This is a genomic window from Sphingomonas sp. PAMC 26617 (assembly GCF_000242835.1).
Lineage (GTDB): Bacteria > Pseudomonadota > Alphaproteobacteria > Sphingomonadales > Sphingomonadaceae > Sphingomonas.
Map to the genome: position 1 here is coordinate 2,692,636 of NZ_JH594425.1, position 23,477 is coordinate 2,716,112.

The 23,477-nt window shown below is 66.7% G+C and carries 22 protein-coding genes; 13 read left to right on the plus strand and 9 right to left on the minus strand.

What is annotated here, in order from left to right; all coding sequences use genetic code 11:
- The first annotated feature begins 55 nt into the window (after window positions 1-55).
- Both RH91_RS11915 and RH91_RS11920 read left to right on the plus strand, forming a co-directional pair.
- Window positions 56-1,297 carry a TIGR04063 family PEP-CTERM/XrtA system glycosyltransferase gene (locus RH91_RS11915; protein WP_029623808.1) on the plus strand — a complete coding sequence of 414 codons (1,242 nt, stop codon included), beginning with the start codon at window positions 56-58 and terminating at the stop codon, window positions 1,295-1,297.
- Complete coding sequence (locus RH91_RS11920) at window positions 1,267-2,052, plus strand: hypothetical protein (protein ID WP_010162993.1); 786 nt, start codon at window positions 1,267-1,269, stop codon at window positions 2,050-2,052. The genes RH91_RS11915 and RH91_RS11920 overlap by 31 nt, the downstream gene beginning before the upstream one ends.
- Window positions 2,053-2,116: 64 nt before the next feature.
- Here the strand turns inward: RH91_RS11920 and RH91_RS11925 are convergent, their stop codons facing one another.
- Both RH91_RS11925 and RH91_RS11930 read right to left on the minus strand, forming a co-directional pair.
- A complete protein-coding gene (locus tag RH91_RS11925) occupies window positions 2,117-2,425 on the minus strand; it encodes a hypothetical protein (protein ID WP_010162994.1) in 309 nt (102 codons plus the stop codon).
- Entirely contained in the window at window positions 2,422-2,607 is a 186-nt protein-coding gene (locus RH91_RS11930; RefSeq protein ID WP_010162995.1) for a hypothetical protein, read from the minus strand. Before RH91_RS11930 ends, RH91_RS11925 begins: the two co-directional genes overlap by 4 nt.
- 91 nt (window positions 2,608-2,698) lie before the next feature.
- On the opposite strand from RH91_RS11930, the gene RH91_RS11935 reads away from it, so the two are divergent.
- Window positions 2,699-3,325 carry a S24 family peptidase gene (locus tag RH91_RS11935; protein ID WP_010162996.1) on the plus strand — a complete coding sequence of 209 codons (627 nt, stop codon included), beginning with the start codon at window positions 2,699-2,701 and terminating at the stop codon, window positions 3,323-3,325.
- Window positions 3,326-3,377: 52 nt separating this feature from the next.
- Here the strand turns inward: RH91_RS11935 and RH91_RS11940 are convergent, their stop codons facing one another.
- Window positions 3,378-3,560: a hypothetical protein gene (locus RH91_RS11940; RefSeq protein WP_232283489.1), complete on the minus strand. Its 183-nt coding sequence runs from the start codon at window positions 3,558-3,560 to the stop codon at window positions 3,378-3,380.
- A 202-nt stretch (window positions 3,561-3,762) separates the two neighbouring features.
- Here RH91_RS11940 and RH91_RS11945 point away from each other — a divergent pair, with 202 nt between their 5' ends.
- The 3 genes from RH91_RS11945 (at window position 3,763) to RH91_RS11955 (ending at window position 10,171) form a co-directional block, all read left to right on the plus strand.
- Window positions 3,763-3,975, plus strand: coding sequence for a hypothetical protein (locus RH91_RS11945; RefSeq protein ID WP_010162998.1), 213 nt, complete (start codon window positions 3,763-3,765; stop codon window positions 3,973-3,975).
- A gap of 53 nt (window positions 3,976-4,028) precedes the next feature.
- On the plus strand, window positions 4,029-6,002 hold the full coding sequence (locus RH91_RS11950) for an autotransporter assembly complex protein TamA (RefSeq protein WP_029623809.1): 1,974 nt from the start codon (window positions 4,029-4,031) through the stop codon (window positions 6,000-6,002).
- An 83-nt stretch (window positions 6,003-6,085) separates the two neighbouring features.
- Complete coding sequence (locus RH91_RS11955) at window positions 6,086-10,171, plus strand: translocation/assembly module TamB domain-containing protein (RefSeq protein ID WP_051116722.1); 4,086 nt, start codon at window positions 6,086-6,088, stop codon at window positions 10,169-10,171.
- A gap of 339 nt (window positions 10,172-10,510) precedes the next feature.
- On the opposite strand, the gene RH91_RS22405 is transcribed toward RH91_RS11955, so the two are convergent.
- The 3 genes from RH91_RS22405 to RH91_RS21655 form a co-directional block, all read right to left on the minus strand.
- Window positions 10,511-10,843 carry a hypothetical protein gene (locus RH91_RS22405; RefSeq protein ID WP_157136910.1) on the minus strand — a complete coding sequence of 111 codons (333 nt, stop codon included), beginning with the start codon at window positions 10,841-10,843 and terminating at the stop codon, window positions 10,511-10,513.
- A gap of 218 nt (window positions 10,844-11,061) precedes the next feature.
- Window positions 11,062-11,961 carry an alpha/beta fold hydrolase gene (locus RH91_RS11960; protein ID WP_010163002.1) on the minus strand — a complete coding sequence of 300 codons (900 nt, stop codon included), beginning with the start codon at window positions 11,959-11,961 and terminating at the stop codon, window positions 11,062-11,064.
- Window positions 11,962-12,308: 347 nt separating this feature from the next.
- Window positions 12,309-12,746: a winged helix-turn-helix transcriptional regulator gene (locus RH91_RS21655; protein ID WP_029623810.1), complete on the minus strand. Its 438-nt coding sequence runs from the start codon at window positions 12,744-12,746 to the stop codon at window positions 12,309-12,311.
- Between the two features lie 69 nt (window positions 12,747-12,815).
- Between RH91_RS21655 and RH91_RS11970 the strand changes: the two genes are divergently transcribed.
- Window positions 12,816-13,772 (plus strand): aromatic alcohol reductase, encoded by a 957-nt coding sequence (locus RH91_RS11970; protein WP_029623811.1) that lies wholly within the window; start codon window positions 12,816-12,818, stop codon window positions 13,770-13,772.
- A 467-nt stretch (window positions 13,773-14,239) separates the two neighbouring features.
- On the opposite strand, the gene RH91_RS11975 is transcribed toward RH91_RS11970, so the two are convergent.
- Window positions 14,240-15,223 (minus strand): LysR substrate-binding domain-containing protein, encoded by a 984-nt coding sequence (locus RH91_RS11975; protein ID WP_332306620.1) that lies wholly within the window; start codon window positions 15,221-15,223, stop codon window positions 14,240-14,242.
- A 61-nt stretch (window positions 15,224-15,284) separates the two neighbouring features.
- On the opposite strand from RH91_RS11975, the gene RH91_RS11980 reads away from it, so the two are divergent.
- Together RH91_RS11980 and bla are read left to right on the plus strand one after the other, a co-directional pair.
- Window positions 15,285-16,010 carry an SDR family NAD(P)-dependent oxidoreductase gene (locus RH91_RS11980; protein ID WP_010163006.1) on the plus strand — a complete coding sequence of 242 codons (726 nt, stop codon included), beginning with the start codon at window positions 15,285-15,287 and terminating at the stop codon, window positions 16,008-16,010.
- Window positions 16,011-16,164: 154 nt separating this feature from the next.
- Window positions 16,165-17,058, plus strand: a complete 894-nt coding sequence (gene bla / locus RH91_RS11985) for a class A beta-lactamase (RefSeq protein ID WP_010163008.1) — start codon at window positions 16,165-16,167, stop codon at window positions 17,056-17,058.
- A gap of 135 nt (window positions 17,059-17,193) precedes the next feature.
- Here bla and RH91_RS11990 read toward each other — a convergent pair whose 3' ends face one another.
- A complete protein-coding gene (locus RH91_RS11990) occupies window positions 17,194-17,601 on the minus strand; it encodes a host attachment family protein (RefSeq protein WP_037514908.1) in 408 nt (135 codons plus the stop codon).
- A 159-nt stretch (window positions 17,602-17,760) separates the two neighbouring features.
- On the minus strand, window positions 17,761-19,185 hold the full coding sequence (locus RH91_RS11995) for an aldehyde dehydrogenase family protein (protein WP_010163010.1): 1,425 nt from the start codon (window positions 19,183-19,185) through the stop codon (window positions 17,761-17,763).
- Window positions 19,186-19,308: 123 nt separating this feature from the next.
- Between RH91_RS11995 and RH91_RS12000 the strand changes: the two genes are divergently transcribed.
- The 4 genes from RH91_RS12000 (at window position 19,309) to RH91_RS12015 (ending at window position 23,446) form a co-directional block, all read left to right on the plus strand.
- A complete protein-coding gene (locus RH91_RS12000; RefSeq protein WP_010216064.1) occupies window positions 19,309-20,283 on the plus strand; it encodes a quinone oxidoreductase family protein in 975 nt (324 codons plus the stop codon).
- A gap of 106 nt (window positions 20,284-20,389) precedes the next feature.
- A complete protein-coding gene (locus RH91_RS12005; protein ID WP_081469533.1) occupies window positions 20,390-20,641 on the plus strand; it encodes a GCG_CRPN prefix-to-repeats domain-containing protein in 252 nt (83 codons plus the stop codon).
- Window positions 20,642-21,409: 768 nt separating this feature from the next.
- The gene (locus tag RH91_RS12010; RefSeq protein WP_010163013.1) at window positions 21,410-22,942 is read left to right on the plus strand and encodes an aminoacyl--tRNA ligase-related protein; all 1,533 of its coding nucleotides are present in this window, start codon (window positions 21,410-21,412) and stop codon (window positions 22,940-22,942) included.
- 228 nt (window positions 22,943-23,170) lie between these two features.
- Complete coding sequence (locus tag RH91_RS12015) at window positions 23,171-23,446, plus strand: hypothetical protein (protein WP_010163014.1); 276 nt, start codon at window positions 23,171-23,173, stop codon at window positions 23,444-23,446.
- Window positions 23,447-23,477 lie beyond the last annotated feature (31 nt).

The following is a 23,477-nucleotide window of genomic DNA, read 5'->3' on the forward strand; positions in this document are numbered from 1 at the left end:
TCGTAGCGCGCGCCGGTTGAGGCTCCGTTAAACACTGATGCGCTACCGGAAGCGCATGCGGATTCTCCACATTCTCGATCACGGTTTGCCGCTCCACAGCGGCTACACCTTTCGCACGCGCGCGATCCTCAAGAGCCAGATGCGGCGAGGATGGCAGGTCGCCGCGGTGACCGGGCCGCGACATGGCGCGGCGACGCTCGCCGAGGAAACGGTCGACGGGATCGACTTTCATCGCACGACCCCGGTCGCCGGGTCGGTCCCGGTGGTGCAGGAACTGCGCGAGATCCACGCCTTTGCGAAGCGAATCGATGCGGTGGTCGAACAGTTCCGGCCCGACGTGCTCCATGCGCATTCCCCCGTACTCGACGCGCTGGCGGCGCTTCGTGTCGCGCGGCGGCGGAAGCTGCCGTTGGTTTATGAAATTCGCGCGTTCTGGGAGGATGCGGCGGTCGGCAACGGGACCGGGCGCGAGGGATCGGCGGTCTATCGCGCGACTCGCGCGCTAGAGACCTATGCAGTGCGCCGCGCGGATGCGGTCGCGGTGATCTGCGATGGCCTGCGCCGCGATCTCGTCGCGCGCGGGCTCGAGGCGGACAAGATCTTCGTGTCGCCCAACGGAGTCGACCTGTCGATGTTCGGGGAACCGCCGCCCTATGATGCGGCGCTTGCGGCGCAAATCGGCGTCGAAGATGCGGAAGTGATCGGCTTCATCGGGAGTTTCTACGATTACGAGGGCCTCGACGATCTGCTTGCCGCGATGCCGCAACTCGTGGCGAAGCGGCCGAGGGCGCACCTCGTGCTCGTCGGCGGCGGCCCGGTCGAGGCGGCGTTGCGCGCGCAGGCGGCGGCATCGCCGGTCTCGGACCATATCCACTTCGTCGGACGCGTCCCGCACGATCAGGTCGAGCGGTATTACAGCGTGATCGACGTCCTCGCTTATCCGCGCAAGCACATGCGGCTGACCGATCTCGTCACGCCGCTCAAACCGCTCGAGGCGATGGCGCAGCGCCGGCTGGTCGCCGCGTCCGACGTCGGCGGGCATCGCGAGCTGATCGAGGATGGCGTCACCGGCACGCTGTTTCCGCCCGACGATCCGACCGGCATGGCGCACGCGCTCGCCGCGATGCTCGCGGACCGGGGGGCGTGGCCGATGATGCGCGAACGGGGACGTGCGTTCGTTGAAAAAGAGCGTAATTGGGCGGTCAACGTTGCCTGTTACGCGCCCGTTTACCAGAAACTTACCGATCCGCTGGCAAGGTCCTCCGCATGGCCGTCCTCTCCAATTCCCACCGTCTGATTTTCCCGGTAGCGCCGATCGTCGGGGCGGTCGTTGGTACCTGCGCCGCCGCCGTGTTCGCGCTGGTGCCGACCGTCGCGATTGAGAACGTCTCGCTCGACAGTGGGCTTGCCGCGATCGTCGCCGCCGCCGCGCCGCCGCTCGGTTTTACCGCGCGGTTACTGCTGGTGCTGCTCGGGGGCGGGGGGCTTGGCGTGATCAGCGGGTTCGCGACTTTCCTCACGCTGGGCCATCGCCGTGCCACGTTCGGCGGGGGACGCGTGATGATGGATGTCCCGACGGCGCCGAATGACCCGGCGCCAGTGTTGCGCCGCGCCGATGCGCACCCCGATGCGCCGTCGCGCCGGCCGCTGCGCGCGGATCGCGATCTCGGCACGCGGTTTCTCGAGGTTCCGGTGACCCCGGCACGGCATCTGGACGCGCAGGCGCTGGTTGCCGAACCGATCCTTCTGCCCGAACAGATCGCACCGGTCGCCGAGCGCGCATTGCCCGAGGATCTCGATCAGCCGCTCGCCGCATATGCGAGCGCTGCACTCGGCAACCAACGCCCGCAGACCTTCGCCGCAACCGAACGGTTCGAAACCTTCGCGCTGACGCCGACCCGTGCCGATCCGTCCGAAACGATCCATGCGCTGCTCGACCGGCTCGAACGCGTGGTGCAGCGCCCGGCGGTCGAACGGAACGCCGTTTCGCCGCAGGACCGGCTCGAGGATACGCTCGCCACGCTCCGCGCGATGGCGCAGCGCGCGCACTGACGCAAACCGACGTTCGGCGACCGGACGAATCGGATCGTGGCATAAATCCGGAAAATCGCGCCGGTCACGTCTCGACCGTCAGCACCTCCACCCCGAGTTCGGCCTGATCCTCGGCGCGCGAGATCATCGTCACGACGACGTCCGCAACGAGATGTCCGCGCAACTGCAGATCCACTTCGTCCAAGCCGTCGATCCAGGCGTCCAGCCCCGTTCCCGCGACGGTCACCGCGATCCGGTGTTGCGCACCGACGAAGGCGGCGCTTGCCCAGCGGCGAGAGAGGACACCGTGCCACGTCACCGTGATTCCACAACGATCGGCGTGTCGATCCAGCGCGCGGCGAAGCAACGTCGCGGCGTCGGGGCCGCGGCTCATCGGGGCGTCTCGCTATGGGCGGCGAGGAACGCCTCGATCCGTCGGACCATCTGAACGCCGGGCTCGCGACCCCGGCGCAGATCGTGCACCAGCCGGGGATCGCGGACCGCGAGCCGCCCGAATCGGGTCGGCGGCATCGCCGTCGCGCGCAGGTAGCGGTCGATTTTATGCAGTACCGACATGGTGGCCCTTTCCTTCGAGTCGATCTATGTTCCCGATGTGTTCTGCAATTTCCAACTTGTCTAGGATATTTCCTATGGTATCGTCATCGGCATGGAAGTGAGCGATCCCCGCGCGCGCCTGGCGACGCTGATCGACGCGCACGGCGTCGGTTACGCTGCGCTGTCGCGCATGCTCCGGCGGAACGACGCCTATTTGCAGCAATATGTCCGGCGTGGGACGCCGCGGGTGCTCGCGGAGCGCGACCGTGCGCTGCTCGCCGCCTATTTTCGGGTCGACCAGAGCGAACTTGGCGGTCCTTCAGCAGCGCCGATGGCGGCGATCCGCCGGCTCGCGGTCGAGGCGTCGGCCGGGCCGGGCGCGCTGACCGATACGGACGAGACTCGCGACGGCGCGCGCGCCATGCTGCTCGATCCCCGGTTGCTCGCCGACCTTCGGCTGAGTCCGGCGGATGCGAGCATGCTGACCGCGCGGGGCGATTCGATGCTGCCGACGATTTCGGATGGCGACACGCTGGTCGTCGACGAGCGCGACCGGCGCGTCACGGCGCGCGCGGGCATTTTCGTGCTGCGACATGAAGGGGTGCTGCTGGTGAAACGGCTGACGTCGCGCGAAGGCGGGGTCGTCATCACGAGCGACAATCCGGCCTATCCGGACATCACGGCGCCTGCAGTCGATGTCATCGGGCGGGTGGTGTGGCTATCGCGCGCGTTACGGTGAAAATTTGCGGCGCAGCTTGTCGAGCTTCGCCCTTTACAAGGCGGTGCCGCCGCTAGCGCCGTCGATCCAGCAACCAGATCGCCAGCGACATCGCGACCCCGGCCGACAGCCCGATCAGGAACCCCCGCGTCGGGCCCAGTGGCGTGAACAGGCCGATCGCCGCGCCGGCGATAGACCCGAGCGCGATCAACGATCCGCCGGCAAGCGGCGAGCGGGGCGGGGGGGAGACGGCCATGATCGCGCCCTGCCACGTCACACCGGCCAGCGCCAGTGTTCCGATCCGCCCCGGCTCCGCGGGCGCTGGCGTCCCGATCCGGGAGCGACGGGGCAGCCGAGACGGCGCACCGCCAAAATGAGCGAGACTGGCTCGTGACGCGATCGCAAGGACTTGCTAGTCGGCACTCCGATCGATCACCGTTGCCGCGCGTGGAGCCTGAATGCCTTATCTTCCCTATCTCGCCGACCGCGCGGAACTGACAGACGCGACCGACCTGATCACCATGTTCGGGAGCGAAGCGCGCACGGAAGCGGCGGCGCGCGCAGACCGCAGCCGTGATCTTGGCAATCACCTGCATTTCTGCCGCTGGCGCCAGATCGAGCGTCTGATCGCCTGGCTTTCGTTCGATCGTGCGATCGGCACGGTTCACTAAAGTCCTGCGCCAGCCCCCTGTCGCTTCGGCGAGAGCCGGGCTAGGACGGCGCCATGTCGTTGCCGGTCGGGCGGCGGGGCCACTTGTTTGCCGCCGTCGGGGTCTTTGTCATGGGGTGTCCGTATGCTGCGGCACAGGTGCGCCCAGCGTCCGAGCCCTCAGCCCCGGGGTCGATCCCCGAACCCCAGCTCGACCCGCAATCCCCGCTCGCGCCGCTTCCCGGGCTCGGTGTCGACTGGCCCGATCTCGCCACGGCACCGGTCGAGCCGGCCGCGGTTGCGGACCCCGCGACCATCGCGGGCGAAACGCGCTACACTTACCGCGTCGACGGCATCGATGACGTCGGCGGATCACTGCTCCGCGAGCGGTTCGACCAGCTTTCCACGCTCAACGCCAATCATGGCCAGCCCGCCAATGGTGCGCAACTCGACCGCCGCGCCCGCGAGGATGCGACGCTGCTGACGTCGCTGCTCAAGGCCGATGGCTATTATGACGCGCGCGTCGCGACGCGGGTCGAGCCCAATGGCACGCATCCGATCGTCATCCTCGATGCCGAGCCGGGGACGCTTTACCGGTTCAGCGGCGTGACGCTGGCGGGGGTCGATGCCGCGGGCGAAAAGCAGGCGTTGCTTCGCGACGCGTTCGCGGTGCGCAAGGGCGACCCGGTCAATTCCGATTCCATCGTCGCCGGGCAGACCGCCTTGACCACGACGATCACCGACAAGGGTTTCCCGTTCGCGGTGGTCGGCGATCCTGCAATCGTGGTCGATCGCGCGGCCAAGAGTGCGACGCTCGATCTCGCGGTCGTCCCTGGTGCGGAACGTCGTTTCGGGCATGTCGTGATGACTTCGGGCGAGAAGATCTTCGACGCGCGCCATGTCCAGGATATCGCGCGGTTCGTCCCCGGGCACCCGTATGACGCGTCCGCGCTGGTCGACCTGCGCCGCGCGCTGATCCAGACCGGACTGGTCTCGACCGTCCGGGTCGCACCGGTCGATGGCAAGGACCCCGGCACGGTCGACATCGCGGTCGGCATCGACCGCGCCCCGCCGCGCACGATCGCGGGCGAGATCGGCTATGGCGCCGGCGAAGGCGCGCGCGCCGAGGTAAGCTGGACGCATCGCAACCTGTTTCCGCCCGAGGGGGGGCTGACGCTGCGCGGGGTGCTCGGGACGCAGGAGCAGCTGGCGAGCGTGATTTTCCGACGCAACAATTTCAACGGGCGCGACCGGATCCTGACCGCGTCGCTCACGGCGTCCAACCTCACCCGCAACGCCTATCAGGCGCGCACCTTCGGACTGGCGGCGAGCCTGGAGCGGCAGACCAACATCTTCTTCCAGAAGAAATGGACCTGGTCGCTCGGCGGCGAATTGCTCGCGTCGGACGAGCGCGACGTGATCGTCACGACCGGCGCGCCGCGGCGACGCACCTATTTTATCGGCGCGCTGCCGACGACGCTCAGCTACGACGGGTCGGACGACCTGCTCAACCCGTCGCGCGGGTTCCGGCTGAGCGGGCGGTTCTCGCCCGAGCTGTCGCTCGAAGGCAACGTCTTCGGCTATTCGCGCGTCCAAATCGATGCGAGCACTTACCGGACGGTGACCAAGGGGACGGTGCTTGCCGGGCGAGTCCGGCTGGGGACGATCTTCGGCGCGCCGCGCGATGCGGTCGCGCCGTCGCGGCGGTTCTATGCAGGCGGCGGCGCCTCGGTGCGCGGCTATGGCTATCAGGACATCGGCCCGCGCGACCCCAATAATGATCCGATCGGCGGGCGGAGCTTGGCCGAATTCTCGCTCGAGGCGCGGGTCAAGACGTTCGGCAATTTCGGGGTCGTCCCGTTCTTCGATGGCGGCAACATCTATACCGGTGTGCTCCCCGACTTCAGCGGCATGCGCTACGGCGCGGGGATCGGGGTGCGCTATTACACCAATTTCGGCCCGATCCGGATCGACGTCGGGACGCCGGTCAACCCGGTAAAAGGCGATCCGCGCGTCGCAGTCTATGTCTCGCTGGGGCAGGCGTATTGAGCGACGACGGGCCTGTCGAAACGCCGGACGTGGTCGTCCCGCGGCGGCGCTGGGGGCGGATCGTGCTGGGCGCGATCGCTGCAATGCTGTTGCTCGCGGTGGCGCTAATCGGCCTGCTCGATACCGCGATCGGCCATCGGTTCCTGACCGACCGGATCGCCGCCCTGCGCCCGTCGAACGGGTTGCGCTACAGCATCGGGCGGATCGACGGGTCGATCTACGGGCAGGCGACGCTGATCGACGTGCGCGTGCGCGACCGGCGCGGGCTGGTGTTCGCGGCCCCGCGCGCCGAGCTTGACTGGTCGCCGTTGCGGTGGGTCCACAACAGGCTCGACATCACCCGGCTGCATGTCGCGCGGGCGCGGCTCGAGCGGTTGCCCGACCTTGTCCCGTCGACGCGCAAGCAGCCGATTTTGCCCGCGTTCGAAATCCGGATCGGGGCGCTCGCGATCGACCGACTGACGCTGGCGAAACCCGTCACCGGGGTCGAGCGGGTCGGAAGACTGGCGGGACGGGCGGATATCCGGGGCGGTCGCGCGCTGATCGATCTCGATGCCGTGGTGGCGGGGAGCGATACGCTGCGGCTCAAGCTCGACGCCGCGCCCGACCGCAATCGCTTCGACGTGGACGCACACGCGCGCGGCACCGCCGACGGGCTGCTGGCGAAGCTGGCGGGGTTCCGGCGGACGGTTGCGCTCGATGTCGCCGGGCGCGGAAGCTGGACGAAGTGGGACGGCAGCGCGGTCGCCGAGATCGGGACGGTGCGGCTGGCGGATCTCACCCTCGCCAACCGGGCGGGGGCCTATACGCTCGCGGGCGTGCTCGACCCCGCGCCGCTCGCGCATGGCAAGCTGCAGCGGCTGACGACCCCGCGTGTCCGCGTGCAGGGCGATGCCACGCTGGCCGACCGGCAGTTGAAGGGCACGCTGTCGCTGCGCTCCGGGTCGCTGAGCGTGGAGGGCGACGGCACGCTCGATCTCGCCGCCAACGCCTTCCGCGGCGTGCGGCTGCATGCGGTGCTGTTCAAGCCTTCCGCGCTGTTCCCCAACATGACCGGGCGTGCGATCGAACTGCGGATGCTGCTCGATGGCGCGTTCGCGACCGCGCGGTTCGATTACCGGCTCGCGGCGAAGCGGTTCGCGTTCGACGACACCGGGTTCGAGGACGCGTTCGCCGCGGGGAGCGGGCGGCTGTCGCGCGCGCCGGTGCTCGTCCCGATCCGCTTCGTCGCGGCGCGCGTGACCGGGGTCGGCGATGTCGCGGGCGGAATCCTGCGCAACCTGACGATGCAGGGCGTGCTCCGAGTGACCGCGACGATGGTGACCGGGGACGACCTGCGGCTGACCTCGGACAAGCTCAACGGGCGGTTCAACCTGCTGCTCGACCTGCGCGACGGGCGCTATGACATCGGGATCAACGGCGGGCTGTCGCGCTACCTCATACCCGGGCTCGGGCTCGTCGACGTTCAGACCGTGCTCAAGGTCGTGCCGGGCGCGGACGGGCACGGGACTCGCGTGATCGGGCAGGGGACCGCGCAGATGGTGCGGCTCGACAACGCCTTCTTCCGCTCGCTCGCGGGCGGGTTGCCGAGGATCGTTACCGGGCTCGAGCGGACCCCCGATGGCGTGCTTCACCTCAACAACCTCGTGCTGACCGGGCCGCAGATCCGGATCACCGGCAACGGCATCCGACGGCGCGACGGGACGTTCCACTTCGAGGGCACGGGGACGCAGCAGACCTATGGCCCGCTGACGCTCAAGCTCGACGGCAAGATCGACCGCCCGACGCTCGACCTGATCTTCAAACGCCCCAACGAAACGATGGGGCTGAGCGACGTGATCGCGCATCTCGACCCGACCGAGGCGGGCTTCGCCTTCACCGCGCGGGGCGGATCGCGACTCGGGCCGTTTACCGGCAATGGCGCGATCCTGCTGCCCAAGGGCGGCGGCGGGACGATCGCGATTGCGGATCTCGCGGTGAGCGGGACGCATGCGTCGGGGCCGCTCGCAATCGTCGATGGCGGGTTCGACGGGACGCTGGCGATCGCGGGGGGCGGGCTATCGGGCACGCTGCTGTTCGCGCCGGTCGGGGACAACCAGCGGATCGAGGCGCATCTCGACGCGCGCAGCGCCACGCTGTCGAACGGGATCAGCGTCAGGCGCGCGCACCTCGATGCGGTCACGCTGCTCGATCCGGCGGGGACGACGATCGAGGCAACGCTCAACGCCGGCGGGGTGCGGCGGGGCGCGCTGGTGATCGGGCGGTTCGGCGCGCGCGCGTCGCTGCGCGGGGGGACGGGGACGATCACCGCGTCGATCGCGGGGTCGCGCGGGCGCGCGTTCGATATCCAGTCGGTGACGCAGGTCTCGCCCGATCGCTACGTCGTTTCGCTCCAGGGGACGCTCGACCGGCGACCGCTCAAGCTGGTGACGCCCGCGGTGTTCACGCGCGACGGGACCGCCGAGCAGGGCGGCTGGCGGCTCGCGCCGACCGAGCTGAGCTTTGCCGGGGGCGATGCGCAACTGTCCGGGCGGTTCACGCCGGGCGGCAACGCGATCGATGCGAAGGTTGCACATATGCCGCTCGCGATCCTCGACATCGGCTACCCCGGGCTGGGGCTGGGCGGGAGTGCGTCGGGCAGCCTATCTTATTCACAAAGCAGGACAAATTCACCAATCGGGCGGATTGACATGACCGTGCGTGGGCTCACGCGCTCAGGGCTGGTGCTGACCTCGCGCCCGGTCGACGTCGGCATCGCCGGGATCCTTTCCGCCGACCGGATCGCCGCGCGCGCGGTCGCTGCGACCGCGGGCAAGACGGTCGGGCGCGCACAGATGCTGCTCACCTTGCCCGCCGGGCCGGATCTGGCGACCCGCGTGCAGGACGCGGGCGTGTTCGCGCAGCTGCGCTACAATGGCGCGGCGGACACGCTGTGGCGGCTGACCGGGATCGAGCTGTTCGACCTGACCGGCCCGGTCGCGATCGGCGCGGATGTCGGCGGGCGCGTCAGCAACCCGCAGATCAAGGGCATCGTCCAGGCGCGCGGCGCGCGGATCGAGAGCACCGCCACCGGGACCGTGCTGACCAACGTCGTCGCGAACGGCCAGTTCGGCGGATCGCGGCTGACGATCGACAGCTTTGCTGCGGACGCGGGCAAGGGCGGGCGCGTGACGGGGAAGGGCGCGTTCGCGTTCGGCGCGAACAGCGGGTTCGATCTCGCGGTGCAGGCGGACCATGCGGTGATGATCGCGCGCGACGACATCGGCGCGACCGTGACCGGACCCCTGCGGTTCCTGTCCGACAAGCAGGGCGGGACGATCTCGGGCGAGCTCCGGCTCGACAAGAGCCGTTACCGGCTCGGGCAGGCGACCGCGGCGAGCGCGGTGCCGCAACTCAACATCCGCGAGATCAACGTGCCCGGCGGCGGCACCGAGGACGACGACGCGCCGCGCACCCCGTGGCGGCTTGCGATCCATGCGCGCGCGCCCAACCAGGTGATCGTCTCTGGGCTAGGCCTGCGCAGCGAATGGTCGGCGGACCTCAAGATCGGCGGCGCGCCCGACAATCCGGCGATTGCGGGCCGCGCGGACCTGGTGCGCGGCAATTACGATTTCGCGGGGCGCACCTTCGCGCTCGAACGCGGCAAGATCCTGTTCACCGGCGACGTCCCCGCCAACCCCGCACTCGACATCGCGGCCAACGCGAGCACCACCGGGCTCAATGCGACGATCAACGTGACCGGCCCCGCGCTCAAGCCCGAGATCGCCTTCTCGAGCGTGCCCGCGCTGCCGCAGGACGAATTGCTGTCGCGGCTGTTGTTCGGCACCTCGATCACCAACCTGTCCGCGCCCGAGGCGCTGCAACTCGCGTCGGCGGTGGCAGCGTTGCAGAACGGGCGCGGCGGGCTCGACCCGATCAACGCGGTGCGGCGCGTGGCGGGGCTCGACCGGCTCCGCATCGTCTCCGCCGACCCGCAGACCGGGCAGCGGACCTCGGTCGCGGCGGGGAAATATATCACGCGGCGCTTCTATGCCGAGATCGTGACCGACGGCGCGGGCTATTCCGCGACGCAGGTCGAGTTCCAGGTGACGCGCTGGTTGTCGGTCCTGTCGTCGATCTCGACGCTCGGGCGGCAGAGCGCGAACTTGCGGGTTTCGAAGGATTATTGAGGCGCGGGGGGCGCGGGGGCGTGTGACGTTGGTGAGGAGCGGACTTTCCTGCAACCGTCCGTCAATTCCGCGTAGACGGGAATCCATTGGCACCGTCCGTCCTGTACTGCGCAGTCAGCCAGTATGGATCCCCGCGGTCGCGAGGATGACGGAAGGGGGGGCGTGACCGCTCGAATGTCGCGGACTGACGTATTAGGCTGAACGGCGAAAATTGGTGGTGAGCCGTCTGTCCGCTTTTGGGCAGGCGAACGCGGATAACTGACGTAGTCGAGCGCCGCCGGCTTTACCAAAAAGGATGGTTCAAGAAAACGCAGACGCGTTGATGGTCATGCACACCTTTTAACGTTTGGTAGCTGCCTCGCGCCGAGCGGCGACGATAGCGTCAATTTTCTGATTGGACTTGCCTTCTACGCATGCAACCAACTGCCGTTTGCTCACCACTCCCTCGGTCACGCATTGCTGCGCAACGCCACACGGAATAACATCAAGTTCTCCTTCGCCCGACGGGCGCGTAACGCGGCAGCTTCTAAGGATCACTATCCCGCCCCGCTTTTCCAGCTTCATGTCGACATCAATACGGCGCAGCTTGTTTGCAAGCACCACGATATCTGGATCTACAGGCGTGACTGGCGAGGTTCCAGATTGCAGCGCGAACAGCAGCGACAGGATCATATAGCGGACGACCTCAAAAGCCTCAGGACTTGCAGGCGGTCTCTCGATCAACCCACGATACCGTCTCCGCTAGCAGAGTTCTGTGGACGCGCACGATAAATAGCGGTCAACTAATCGTGCTCTGCGACCGCGGACCCCGATACCGTTTTTCACGCATCTGATGGTAGCGGTCCGACGGCTTAAGAAGAAACGAGGCGAGATAGCTGCCGTCAGGTACGCTAAGCGCGTACTGCTCGTCGCGCGACGCTATCGATCTTCCCTGCGATCTGGTGCCACACACTAGCAGGAAGGTCATGTCCCATGCCATCGATGAGCAAGAGTTCGGCCTCCGGAATAGAAGCGGCTGTGTCCCGGCCGCAGTCCGGCAAGAACAATGGATCGTCATTTCCATGAATAACGAGCGTGGGTACAGTAACAGCCGACAGCCGAGCACGCCGATCTCCGGTCACGCCAACGGCCGCGATCTGACGGCCCGTTCCGGCGGGATCGTAGGCACGGCTGAGTTCTTCAGAAGCCAGCGCACGGTGGGCTTCCTCGTCGAAAGGGTATCCCGAGCCCGCTATCCGTCTGGCGAAGGCTGAACTTCGCGACAGGAAGCCTGCTCGATCGGAGGAAGGGTCGGGCATCGGCTGCACCATCATCGCCATGGCATCTGGTGCTGCCTGCGGGAGCGCTGGGTTGCCCGTGCTCGACATAATCGAGGTAAGCGATAGCACGCGACTAGCGTGCTCGCTGGCCATGATTTGAGCGATCATGCCTCCCATGGACCGTCCAACGATGTGAGCTTGCGCAATCCCCAGCGCGTCCATCAGTCCGATCGCGTCTGCCGCCATGTCGTAGAGCGTGTACGGGACCTCAGGTCGTTCTCCCGCCCCGAGCGCTGCAGCTAGCGCGCCGAAATTCACGGCCGGGTAAGCGTCGAGGTGCGTCGAATAGCCGGCGTCCCGGTTGTCGAAGCGCACCACGCGATAACCCAAGGCTACGAGGTGGGCGCAGAACGGGGCGGTCCAGCGGATCATCTGGGTGCCAAGTCCGGCGATCAGGAGGACAACCTCACCGTTCGTATGGCCGAAGCTCTCCCAAGCCAGTTCGATCCCGTTTGCTTTGGCAATGTCCATGGTCGACGCTCTTTCTTGTTCGGTCGTTCGACGAGATCTTTTTAAGACGGCCTGCGCTCACTAGAGAAAATGTCGTGCAGATGCGAACGCCCGGAATCAGGAAAGACATTTCTGCCGGCTTATGTCCATTGTTGGGCGCTTCCGGCCCGTCCGGTCTCTCGTCCGATAGCTGCCAGTCCGCTTTGATGAACGGTCGCCGCGCCAGCAGAACCTGGACGTCGTTACCCAGTGGCAAGCGCACTCTCTACTTACCGGGAGGTTTATTCCGATAGCGGAGATAGCGGGGCGCCGCCTTTCCCGAAGGCGATGGTCCTTTGGGAACGCTAAGCCTGTAAGCCGATATACCTTCAGGAATCTTCTCCCGCGTTCTCCCGATCAAACATCTCCCGTGATGTGCGAAAGCTGTCGACGTTCTCGACGATCCACGTCCAAAGGGGAACCATCCTGACCAGTAACTCCAGTCCGGTTTCGGACAGAGCATATTCTACATGCGGAACGACCTCCTCGAAGTCGTGACGCACCACCAATCCATCGCGCTCCAGATGGCGCAGCGTGCGTGTCAGCATCCGCTGCGTAATACCGTGCATCCGTCGACCGATTTCGGCATGGCGAAGCTTGCCGTACACGCCGAGCGTATGGATGACACCAAGCGACCAGCGGTTGCCGGCATGGGCCAATACCTCACGGCGAACCCCGTCATCATCGTCCCGCAGGCCATCGCAAACCGTTTGCGAATATCGGAGGATGTCGTCCTGGCTTAAAGATTTAACGGCAGTATCACGCATGTACCCATCTTTCACGCTTGCCCGTGGCTTGCCAGATCAGCGGCATCCAAGGTGAAACGAGTTAGAACGATGAACGATACAGTCTCCACCGTGAAATCACGCAATATCCTCGTTCTGGGTGCCGGCGAGCTTGGCATGCCAGTGCTCCGCAATCTGGCGCGTCGCGCCAAGGGCATCGACGGTGCCAAGATCAGCGTCCTTCTCCGCGAGAGTGCCGTCGAGTCGGGCGATCCCTCCAAGCAGCGTGATATCGCCGAAATCCGCGAAGCGGGGATCGAGATCGTGCTCGGCGACCTGGTGGACGACACGATCGATGAGCTGGCGTCGCTCTTTTCGGACTACGACACGGTGATCGGCTGTGCAGGCTACGCCGCGGGGATCAACACGCCGATGAAGCTCGCCAAGGCGGCGCTGCAATCCGGTATCCCGCGCTATTTCCCGTGGCAGTTCGGCGTCGACTTCGAGGCGATCGGTCGCGGCGGACCGCAGGATATCTTCGATGCGCAGCTCGACGTACGCGAGCTGCTGCGCTCGCAGGACAAGACCGAGTGGGTCATCATCTCCACGGGCATGTTCATGAGCTACCTGTTCGAGCCGGACTTTGGTGTCGTCGATCTGGAGAATAGCGAAGTTCACGCGCTCGGCAGCCTTGATACCGCTGTGACGCTGACGACGCCGGATGACATCGGTATGCTGACCGCCGAGATCGTGTTCTTCGAGCCGACAATCCGCAACGAGATCGTCTTTCTGGCCGGTGACACCGTCACCTATGGCGAGGTCGCGGACACGTTGGAGGCGGCATTGGGCCGGGCCTTCAAGCGGTCGGTCTGGGCCGTGCCTTTCCTGATGGAAGAGTTGGCGAACGATCCGAAAAACATGATGCGCAAGTACCGCGCCGCCTTCGCGATCGGTCGCGGTGTGTCCTGGCCGAAGGCAGGCACGTTCAACGATCGGCAGGGCCTTCCGGTCTCCGACGTTGCGACCCTGATCGATGCCGATCTGCAAGGGGCGCGACGAGCAAAGTGATGTAGCCGGGCAGACGAACTAGACCGTTCCAGAGACGAACCCAGAGTGGGACGGTCGCCCCGTGATCACGCAGGCAGCCATCCGGGGCAGTCTCGCTCCCAAATCCTTTCCCGATTGGCATCTCCTGAGATGGCCTGTCGGAGACAGAGAAACGGCAAAGATCGCGCTTACCGAATCGCCGTTATCGGGAGCCTGGATCGCCAGCTTGAACGTCCAGATGTGGGCGTTTTCGGTCCGTCTGCTTGCGTGCCTGTAAGCGAACGGTCGGCGTTCGGGCACGATGAGCGCCGGCGAGGGGTCTGGACGGCAATAGGTGGCGACCGAAACGGCAGCATTCGGGAAAACGGGGGTCGATAGCCGACATTGCGGAGCTGCCGCTTTTCTCACGAAAGATCGTGTTCCGGGAACGGCTGCCGCTGATGCCCTACGGACAGCCGGGCTTCGGCCACATTGGGCATTCTTCGCGCTTATCCTCGGGCCGGCGGCCGGCGTTCCGCTGCAATACAATCGATCAGCGCGCGCAGGGGTGCAGGCACGAAGCGCCGGGAGAAATATAGTCTCGGGCCGTCGAACGATGGCCACCACTCAGGCAGAACGGGATGCAGCGCGCCGTTTTCGATATACGGATCGAGCCAGTTCCTGAAGGTACCGATGACGCCATGCCCCGCACACGCAGCGGCGATCGCGGCGGGCGCGGCATCGACGCCGATGATCAGGCGGCCCGGTGGATCGATCGTCACCGACTCAGAACCGCGCTCGAACGCCCATGCGACGAGCGCGCCGCTCGAAAAGCGGAGCCGGATCGCGTCATGCGCGAGCAGGTCGCGCGGGCCGAGCGGCGTCGCATTCCTCGCGAGATACGAGGGAGAGGCGGCATAGGCCAGGCTCTGAACCGCCGGCCCGATCGGCACCGCAATCATGTCCTTGGCGAGATGCTCTCCATACCGGATCCCGGCGTCGCAGCCGACCGCCACGATATCCACGAGCCGATCTTCCACCTCGATTTCGACCCGGACGTGCGGGTGCAATATCAGGAAGCGGTCGATCAACGGCGGAAGGATATCCACCATGACCGCGCCGGTGACATTCAGTTTGAGAAGACCGCGCACCTCGGCTTGCGAATTGGCGGCGTCCTGAAGCGCCGCCCGCGCCTCGGCAAGGCGTGGCGTGAGCCGCGCGGCCAATGCGCTTCCGGCCTCGGTCGGCATGACGCTGCGTGTCGTCCGGGTGAGCAGCGGAACGCCCAGCTGGCGTTCGATCTCGGCAATCTTCTCGCTTACGGTCGAGGGCGAGAGGCCTATTGCTTTGACGCTGCCCGGAAGCCACGCGCCTCCACGACGGAGAGGAACACTCTCAGGGTATCGAGGCTCGTCACCTCCGCATTGTTCGCCATGCCGATCAGCGTATCCGATCCTGGGCGGATTATCAAAGCTGTACGAACGGCCGATCATACGCCTCGAGACGTAGGGCTCAGGGGACGCACCGTCGCCGACCGCTGCGCAGGAGCATAGCATGACCGACAGAACCGTCCTCATCACCGGTGCCAACAAGAGCATCGGCTACGAAACCGCCCGACACTTGGGCCGGCAGGGCTTTCGGATCTGGCTCGGCAGCCGCGACGCGGATCGCGGCAGGGCGGCCGCCGAGACGCTCGCCGCCGAGGCGATCGATGTTCGCGCGCTGACGCTCGACGTGACCAGCGACGACAGCGTCCGTTCCGCGGTTGCCCGCGTCGAGGGGGACGACGGCAAGCTCGACATTCTGATCAACAATGCCGGCATATCCGGCCTTCAGCCAATTCTCCCGAGCGAGCAGCCGCTCGATGACATCAGGACGATCTACGAAACGAACGTCTTTGCCCCGATCCGCGTGACGCAAGCCTTCCTTGCGCTTCTGAAGGCAGCGACCGATGCCCGCGTCATCATGGTCAGCAGCGGGCTTGGCTCGCTGGGCTGGCTATCGGACCCGAGCAACCCGTTCCACGGCGTCAACATCCTCGGCTATAACAGCTCGAAAACCGCGCTCAACGCGGTGACGGTCGCGTTTGCGAAGGAACTGGCCGCCTGCGGGATCACGGTGAACGCAGCGGACCCCGGCTATACCGCGACCGACTTCAACGGCCATAGCGGATACCGCACGGTGGAGCAGGCCGCGGCGGGCATCGTCTGGCTGGCGACCCGGAACGCGCGGGATACGACCGGCCGCTTCTACTTCGAGCAGAACGAGGTGCCGTGGTAACGTGCGCAGCGCCACAATCTCACCATCCGCGCTTACACCAGCCACGACGCTGCTAACTGCCGGACGATGACGTCCGGAGGGACGGCAAGCCCGGAAGCGCCCTGGGCGCGGCGGACGGATAGTGTCGCGCCGGCGCGTCGGGTAGGGAGACGCGATGGAAATCGAGAACACCAGTCTCCACGCGACTGTCGGCCGCCGGACGTTCCTGTCCGCCGGCGCGGCGCTGACGATCGCGGGCACGGGGCACGCGCGACGGGATTCCGGTGCCGCGGCGCTGGCGGCGCTGGAACGGCACCACGGCGGGCGGCTCGGGGTCCATGCGCTCGATATGCATACCGGGCGTACGCTTGGATATCGCGCCGACGAGTCCTTCAAGCTGATGAGCAGCTTCAAGGGATTGCTGGCGGCGCTCGTCCTCTCCAACGTTTCGAAGGGGCGCGACAGCTTGCAGTCTCCGGTCCGCTACGGGCCTTCCGATCTCATGGCGGCGTCCCCGGTGACGCAGGCCAACGTCGCCCGGGGATCGATGACCGTGCGCGAGCTGTGTGAGGCGATCATGCTCCGCAGCGACAATGCCGCCGCCAATCTGTTGATGCGTCGCTCGGGCGGCCCGGCGGGCCTGACCGCGTTCCTGCGCAGCATCGGCGACCGGGTCACGCGCATCGACACTTATGAGGGGCATTTGACCGACCATCCGCTCCCGGCGGACAGCTCGACACCCCGCGCGGTCACCGAGACGGTTCGCCGGATCCTGTGCGGCCCGGTGCTGCCGATCGCGGGGCGGCGGCTGTGGGAAGGCTGGATGGCGGGCAACATCGTCGGTCGCGCGCGGTTGCGCGCCAGCTTTCCCGCGAACTGGATCGCCGGGGACCGGACCGGCACTGGCGACGGCATCTGTAACGACTTCGCCTTCGCCAGGCGTCCCGGCATCGCGCCGCTTCTGCTGAGCGCTTATTATACCGCCCCGGGATCAGAGTTGCCGGATCAGGAGGCGGTGCTGCGGGCGGTCTCGCGCCTTGTCGTCACGTGGCAGACCGCGCGCGAATGACGAACGCACCGTCGCCGGGCGGTAGCGGATGATCGGCCCCGATCCACACGGGCGCCGACCTGAGCCGGACGATCAAGGCCTGCCGCATCATCGCAGCAGGCCCGGTGTCGTCATGATCGATCGTGCGGCGAAGGATCAGGCCGCGGTGACCGCTTTCTCGATGTCGGCGACCGAGTGACCGGTAAGGTCCTTCGAGACTTCACCGACGAGCTTGGCGCTCAGCGTCTTGTGATAATGCTTGCGCAGCTCGCCCAGCGTGCGGGGTGCGGCGATGATCACCAGCTCGTCGATCGATCCGCCCATCAGCTTCTTGTTGAGCACCTCCGCGACGCCTGCGGCAAAGGCATCCTCGTCCTGCTGGCTGTCCGACGGGTTGGCGGAACTGCTCTGATGGCGTCCGCCAGAGCCCATGTTTTCGGTCGACACGTCGCCGGTCGGCTGCTCGGTGAGCTTCAACGATCCCGCATCGCCGGAATTCTTGAACAGCTTCAGATGCTCCCCGTCGACAACGGCAACGAGCGCGCCCTTTTTCAAATCCACCATGATGTTTTCCAATGAAGTTGCGTGGTTGGTCGTAACCGGAGGCCAACTCTCCTGCGCCCGGAACGGTTCATTTTGCGATGCATCCGGATTCGCGTTCCGGCGCCTATGCGCCCGGAGGCCGGAGCAAGCGGGTGGCCGCCTGTGAAGCGTTGATCCTGCTCAGCCCGGCGCGCCCACCACCGTCTTCACTTCCATGAAATCGGTAAGCCCGAACTTGCCGTTTTCGCGCCCGTTGCCCGATTGCTTGTAGCCGCCGAACGGCGCGCTGCCGTCGGGGCTCCACGAGTTGATCGTCACCAGACCGGCGCGCAGCCGCGGCGCGACCCGGGCGGCGGCGGCGGGGTCGCCCGAGATCGTCGCGGACAGGCCGAAGGGCGTGCCGTTGGCGATCTTCACGGCTTCGTCCTCGGTGTCGTAGCGCGTGATAGTCGCGACCGGGCCGAACACTTCCTCCTGCGCGATCCGCATCTCCGGCGTCACGTCTGCGAACAGCGTCGGCTTGATGAAATAGCCCGCGTTGCGGCCATCGGGCCGCCCGGTGCCGCCGGTGACGAGCGTCGCGCCCTCGTCGATCGCGGACTGGATCAGCCCCTGAATCTTGTCGAACTGCGCCTTGTTGACGACCGGGCCGATATGCGCGCCCATCTGCGCGGGGTCGCCGACTTGCGTTCCCTCCATCATCGCCTTGACGATCGCGGTGGCCTCGTCGACCTGGCTCGCGTGGACGAGCAGGCGGGTCGGCGCGATGCAGCTTTGCCCCGAATTGGCAAGCACGCCCTGGACGGTCGGCGGCAGCACCGCGCCCAGATCCGCGCCTTCGAGGACGAGGTTCGCGGCCTTGCCGCCAAGTTCCTGATGGACTCGCTTGACCGTCGCGGCGGCGGCCTGCGCGACCGCGATCCCGGCGCGAGTCGACCCGGTGAAGCTCACCATGTCGACGTCCGCGTGGCTGGAAAGCGCGGACCCGACGCCGGCGCCGTCGCCGTTGACGAGGTTGAACACGCCCTTCGGCACGCCCGCCGCATCCATGATCTCGGCGAGGATGACCGCACAGCCGGGGGATTCCTCGCTCGGTTTGAGGATCATCGTGTCGCCCGCCGCAAGCGCGGGGGCAACCTTGGCGGTGATCTGGTTGAGCGGCCAGTTCCACGGCGTGATCATCGCGACGACGCCGAGCGGTTCGTGCACCACGGTCGAGCGGCCAAGCTTTTCCTCGAACTGGAAAGCGTTGAGCGCCTTCAGCGTCGAGAGGAAATGCCCCAGCCCGGCGGGGACCTGCGCCGCCATCGCGAAGCCGATCGGTGCGCCCATCTCGCTGCTGACCGCCTGCGCGAGATCGGGGATGCGCTTCTTATATTCGTCGATGATCCGCTCGAGCAACGCGGCACGCTCGGCGACGCTGGTCTGCGAGAAGGTCTCGAACGCGGTGCGCGCGGCGGCGACCGCGGCGTCGACGTCGGCGGCGGTGCCGAGCGTGATCTCGGTGCACGGCTGCTCGGTCGCGGGGTCGATCACGTCGTGGCGTGCGCCGCCCTGGCTCTCGACCCAGGCGCCATCGATATAGTGCTTGAGATAGCTCTTCATCCTCAGCCTCCGCATTTTTTTGAATTTGGGGTACGCGGGGCCATATCTGCCGTGCGTCAACAAGCGTTGCAACCTGAAACCTGTTCGATAGGGTGCCGCGCGCGACCATTGAAAGGATTGCAGATGACACGCACCGCACGGATCGAGTGCACCGGTGGCCCCGAGGTGATCGCGTGGATCGACGTCGATCTGCCCGCCCCCGGGCCGGGCGAGATCCGGATGCGCAACACCGTGGTCGGGCTCAACTTCATCGACATCTATTTCCGCAGCGGCGTCTATCCCGCGAACCTGCCGTGCGGCCTGGGGTCGGAAGCGGCGGGCGTGGTCGAGGCGGTCGGGGACGGCGTGACCGGGCTGGCGGTCGGTGACCGGGTCGGCACGTTCGGGCCGACGCCGGGGGCCTATGCGCAGGCGCGCAACCTGCCTGCCGCGACGGTGTTCAAGCTGCCCGACGACATCGACGACCGGACCGCGGCGGCGGTGCTGCTGAAAGGGTGCACGACCGAATTCCTCGTCGAGCGCTGCGCGAAGGTCGAGGCGGGGCAGACCGTGCTCGTCCATGCGGCGGCGGGCGGGGTCGGGCATCTGCTGGTCGGCTGGCTCAAGGCGATCGGCGCGACGGTGATCGGGACGGTCGGCACCGAAGACAAGGCCGAGCAGGCGCGCGCGGCGGGGGCGGATCACGTCATCCTCCACAAGCAGGAAGACGTGGTCGCGCGCGTGCGCGAGATTACCGGCGGGGCGCTGGTGCCGATCGTGCTCGACGGGGTCGGGATGGCGACGTGGGACATTTCGCTCGCCTGCACCGCGCGGCGCGGGCTGATCGTCAGCTACGGCAATGCCGGGGGGAAGGTGACCGGGGTCGATCTCGGGACGCTGTCGACGCGCGGGTCGCTGTTCGTGACGCGGCCGACGCTGTTCAGCTATTATGTCACGCCCGAGGAACGGCAGGCGGGGATCGAGCGGCTGTTCACGATGCTGCGTTCGGGCGCGATCACGCCCGCGATCGGCCAGACCTTTGCGCTCGAGGATGCGGCGGACGCGCATCGCGCACTGGCGAAGGGGGAGACCTCCGGCGCGACGCTGCTGCTGGTGTAGCGGCGGGCAAAGGACCGTTCTGGCTGTTTGGGAACGGCATCCCGGCCGCGACGTTTCTTCCGTTATCCCGCAAGGGACACGTTGAAGCGTTTAGCGCGAGGTGAACATGAAAAAACTTCTGGCAGCCGCGATTGCGGCAGGCGTGGCGCTTACCGCCATTGGACCAGCCGAAGCCGCCGGCGGATGTGGCCGCGGTTTCCACCCGGGACCGCGCGGGATGTGCCGGCCGAACGGGCCGGTCTACGCGCACCGCGGCCCGCCAAGGGTCGGCTATTATCACCGTGGACGCGGCTATTGGGATGGCCGTCGTTATTACCAGCATCGCTACCGGCATAACGGCGGCTGGCGGTATCGTTGAGGCTTTCTGCTTCTAAAGCCCCTCCCCTTCAGGGGAGGGGTTGGGGGTGGGGCAGTGCCTCGCAGAGAGTGAAGTTCTGCTGGACTGCCCCAACCCCTCCCCTGAAGGGGAGGGGCTAAGTGCTGCGGTTGCGTCGCGGTTGCCCGGATTGCTGGCGGCTTGGCGTAGCCGGTGGCGGCATTGCGGGGTAAGGCGAGCCTTCTTCTTCTCAAGCCCCTCCCCTTCAGGGGAGGGGTTTGGGTTGGGGAAGTGCCTCGTAGAGATCGAAGTTCTGCTGGACTGCCCCACCCCAACCCCTCCCCTGAAGGGCAGGGGCTACGTGCTGCGCTTGCATCGCGGTCGCTCGGATTGCCGGCGGCTTGGATTGTCCAGCGGCGGCTTCGAAGGGTGAGGCGAGCCTTCTCCTTCTTAAGCCCCTCCCCTTCAGGGGAGGGGTTTGGGGTGGGGATGTGCCTCGCAGAGAGCGGTGTTCTGCTGGACTGCCCCACCCCAACCCCTCCCCTGAAGGGGAGGGGATAAGTGCTGTGCTCGCATCGCGGTTGCCCGGATTGCCGGCGGCTTGGATTTGCCAGCGGCGCTTTGACGGGTGAGGCGAGCCTTCTTCGTCTCAAGCCCCTCCCCTTCAGGGGAGGGGTTTGGGGTGGGGCAGTGCCTCGCAGAGAGCGAAGTTCTGCAAGACTTCCCCACCCCAAGCCCGTCCTGAAGAGGAGGGGCTAGCGCGCGCATCCGGGCTTTGCCGCCAGCCGATTTGCCGCTATCCGCGCGGGAATGATCAAACGCGCACTCCCCGTCACCCGCGAGGCCGATTTTTCCGCCTGGTACCAGTCCGTCATCACCGAGGCCGACCTCGCCGAGGAATCCGGCGTCCGGGGTTGCATGGTCATCCGGCCGTGGGGCTATGGCATCTGGGAACGGATTCAGCGGTTGCTCGACGACCAGATCAAGGCGACCGGCCACGAAAATTGCTATTTCCCGCTGTTCATTCCACTCTCCTATTTCGAGAAGGAAGCCGAGCATGTCGAGGGCTTCGCCAAGGAAATGGCCGTCGTCACGCATCATCGGCTGAAGGCGGACGGGCTTGGCCGGCTGATCCCCGATCCCGAGGCGAAGCTCGAGGAACCGCTCGTCGTCCGCCCGACGTCGGAAATGGTGATCGGCGCGGCGTTCGCGCGGTGGGTCCAGTCGTGGCGCGACCTGCCCGTGCTGATCAACCAGTGGGCGAACGTCGTCCGCTGGGAGATGCGCACCCGGATGTTCCTGCGCACCAGCGAGTTCCTGTGGCAGGAAGGCCATACCGCGCACGGCTCGGCGCAGGAGGCGCGCGAGGAGACGCTCAAGATGCTCGAGGTCTATCGCGCGTTTTCGGAGGATTGCCTCGCGGTCCCGGTCGTCGCGGGCGAGAAGCCCGAGAACGAGCGCTTCCCCGGCGCGGTCTCGACCTACAGCATCGAGGCGATGATGCAGGACGGCAAGGCGCTCCAGGCGGGCACCTCGCATTTCCTCGGCACCAACTTCGCGCAGGCGCAGGAGATCAAGTTCCAGAATTCGGAAGGCGTGTTCGAGCTTGCCAATACGACGAGCTGGGGCGTGTCGACGCGGATGATCGGCGCGGTCATCATGGTCCACGGCGATGACGACGGTCTGCGCGTTCCGCCGCGGATTGCGCCGTGGCAGGTCGTGATCGTCCCGATGCTGCGCGAGAACCCCGAGGACGCCGCGATCATCGACTATTGCAAGGCGTTGCAGGCGCAGCTCGCGCAACAGTCCGCGCTGGGCGAGCCGGTGCGCGCGTTGCTCGACCTCAAGTTCGGCAAGACCGCAACCAAGCGGTGGGGCTGGGTCAAGAAGGGCGCGCCAATCGTGATCGAGGTCGGCGGGCGCGACGTGGCGGGGGGCAACGTCTCGCTGATCCGCCGCGACCGGCTGTACCGCGAGGACGGCAAGCTCGACAGCAACGTCGTCGCGCAGGACGATTTCGTCGCAGGCGCGGGCGCGATGCTCGCGGACATCCAGGCGTCGCTCCACAGCGAGGCGTGCGCGCGGCTGGAGGCGAGCGTCGTCCCCGCCGCCGACTTCGCCGCGATCGAGACGCACTTTGCCGAAGGCGTGAAGAACCCCGGCTGGCTCGAAGTGCAATGGTCGCGGCCGACCGGTGCTGCGCTCGACGCGGTCGTCGCGCGGCTGAAGGCGCTGAAGCTGACGATCCGCAATGCGCCGATGGCGCAGGGCGCGATCGACGGGCCCTGTGTCTTTACCGGCGAAACCGCGGTCGAGCGCGTGCTGATCGGGCGCGCCTATTGAGAGTCGCGGCATGGATCGGCCTGTTCCCACCGGGGCAGGCCGCCTCCTTCAAATGACGGATATCGCGCCCGCGTTACGGCCGTTTGGGCGTCTCCCGCCGTATCCGACGCACATTTCAACGGTTCGGGATTGCCAAGTGAACCATGCCCGCGCTTGATCGTTACACCCTGAAATCACGAATGAGGTGAGTGAATGCGTCCGAATTTTGCAAAGGCTGCAACTGTAGCGATGGTCCTGGTCGGGTCGGTTGGTATCAGCGGCTGCGCGACCAAGGGTTACGTCAACCAGCAGATCGCCACCGTCAACTCGCGCATCGACACGATCGATGGCCGCGTCCGCACGGTCGAAGGTACGTCCGGCCAGGCGCTGACCCAGGCCCAGGCTGCCGCCGGTCAGGCCCAGCAGAACGCGCAGCGGATCGACCAGATCAACGGCCGCGTCGATGGTCTCGACCAGCAGATGCAGCAGCAGGCGCAGCGTCAGCAGCGTCGGCCGCGCGGCTAAGCGATCAGTCGCTAACCGCTTGCATTGACGG

What these genes read in the sequence shown, in the direction of transcription:
- RH91_RS11970 (WP_029623811.1), top strand. Translation starts at nt 12,816, where the DNA reads ATGAACGATACAGTCTCCACCGTGAAATCACGCAATATCCTCGTTCTG.
- RH91_RS22405 (WP_157136910.1), bottom strand. Translation starts at nt 10,843, where the DNA reads ATGATCCTGTCGCTGCTGTTCGCGCTGCAATCTGGAACCTCGCCAGTC.
- RH91_RS11995 (WP_010163010.1), bottom strand. Translation starts at nt 19,185, where the DNA reads ATGAAGAGCTATCTCAAGCACTATATCGATGGCGCCTGGGTCGAGAGC.
- bla (WP_010163008.1), top strand. Translation starts at nt 16,165, where the DNA reads ATGGAAATCGAGAACACCAGTCTCCACGCGACTGTCGGCCGCCGGACG.
- RH91_RS12005 (WP_081469533.1), top strand. Translation starts at nt 20,390, where the DNA reads ATGAAAAAACTTCTGGCAGCCGCGATTGCGGCAGGCGTGGCGCTTACC.
- RH91_RS11930 (WP_010162995.1), bottom strand. Translation starts at nt 2,607, where the DNA reads ATGTCGGTACTGCATAAAATCGACCGCTACCTGCGCGCGACGGCGATG.
- RH91_RS11955 (WP_051116722.1), top strand. Translation starts at nt 6,086, where the DNA reads ATGCTGTTGCTCGCGGTGGCGCTAATCGGCCTGCTCGATACCGCGATC.
- RH91_RS11945 (WP_010162998.1), top strand. Translation starts at nt 3,763, where the DNA reads ATGCCTTATCTTCCCTATCTCGCCGACCGCGCGGAACTGACAGACGCG.
- RH91_RS11980 (WP_010163006.1), top strand. Translation starts at nt 15,285, where the DNA reads ATGACCGACAGAACCGTCCTCATCACCGGTGCCAACAAGAGCATCGGC.
- RH91_RS11935 (WP_010162996.1), top strand. Translation starts at nt 2,699, where the DNA reads ATGGAAGTGAGCGATCCCCGCGCGCGCCTGGCGACGCTGATCGACGCG.
- RH91_RS21655 (WP_029623810.1), bottom strand. Translation starts at nt 12,746, where the DNA reads ATGCGTGATACTGCCGTTAAATCTTTAAGCCAGGACGACATCCTCCGA.
- RH91_RS11920 (WP_010162993.1), top strand. Translation starts at nt 1,267, where the DNA reads ATGGCCGTCCTCTCCAATTCCCACCGTCTGATTTTCCCGGTAGCGCCG.
- RH91_RS12000 (WP_010216064.1), top strand. Translation starts at nt 19,309, where the DNA reads ATGACACGCACCGCACGGATCGAGTGCACCGGTGGCCCCGAGGTGATC.
- RH91_RS11950 (WP_029623809.1), top strand. Translation starts at nt 4,029, where the DNA reads ATGTCGTTGCCGGTCGGGCGGCGGGGCCACTTGTTTGCCGCCGTCGGG.
- RH91_RS11925 (WP_010162994.1), bottom strand. Translation starts at nt 2,425, where the DNA reads ATGAGCCGCGGCCCCGACGCCGCGACGTTGCTTCGCCGCGCGCTGGAT.
- RH91_RS12015 (WP_010163014.1), top strand. Translation starts at nt 23,171, where the DNA reads ATGGTCCTGGTCGGGTCGGTTGGTATCAGCGGCTGCGCGACCAAGGGT.
- RH91_RS12010 (WP_010163013.1), top strand. Translation starts at nt 21,410, where the DNA reads ATGATCAAACGCGCACTCCCCGTCACCCGCGAGGCCGATTTTTCCGCC.
- RH91_RS11975 (WP_332306620.1), bottom strand. Translation starts at nt 15,223, where the DNA reads ATGATCGGCCGTTCGTACAGCTTTGATAATCCGCCCAGGATCGGATAC.
- RH91_RS11915 (WP_029623808.1), top strand. Translation starts at nt 56, where the DNA reads ATGCGGATTCTCCACATTCTCGATCACGGTTTGCCGCTCCACAGCGGC.
- RH91_RS11960 (WP_010163002.1), bottom strand. Translation starts at nt 11,961, where the DNA reads ATGGACATTGCCAAAGCAAACGGGATCGAACTGGCTTGGGAGAGCTTC.
- RH91_RS11990 (WP_037514908.1), bottom strand. Translation starts at nt 17,601, where the DNA reads ATGGTGGATTTGAAAAAGGGCGCGCTCGTTGCCGTTGTCGACGGGGAG.
- RH91_RS11940 (WP_232283489.1), bottom strand. Translation starts at nt 3,560, where the DNA reads ATGGCCGTCTCCCCCCCGCCCCGCTCGCCGCTTGCCGGCGGATCGTTG.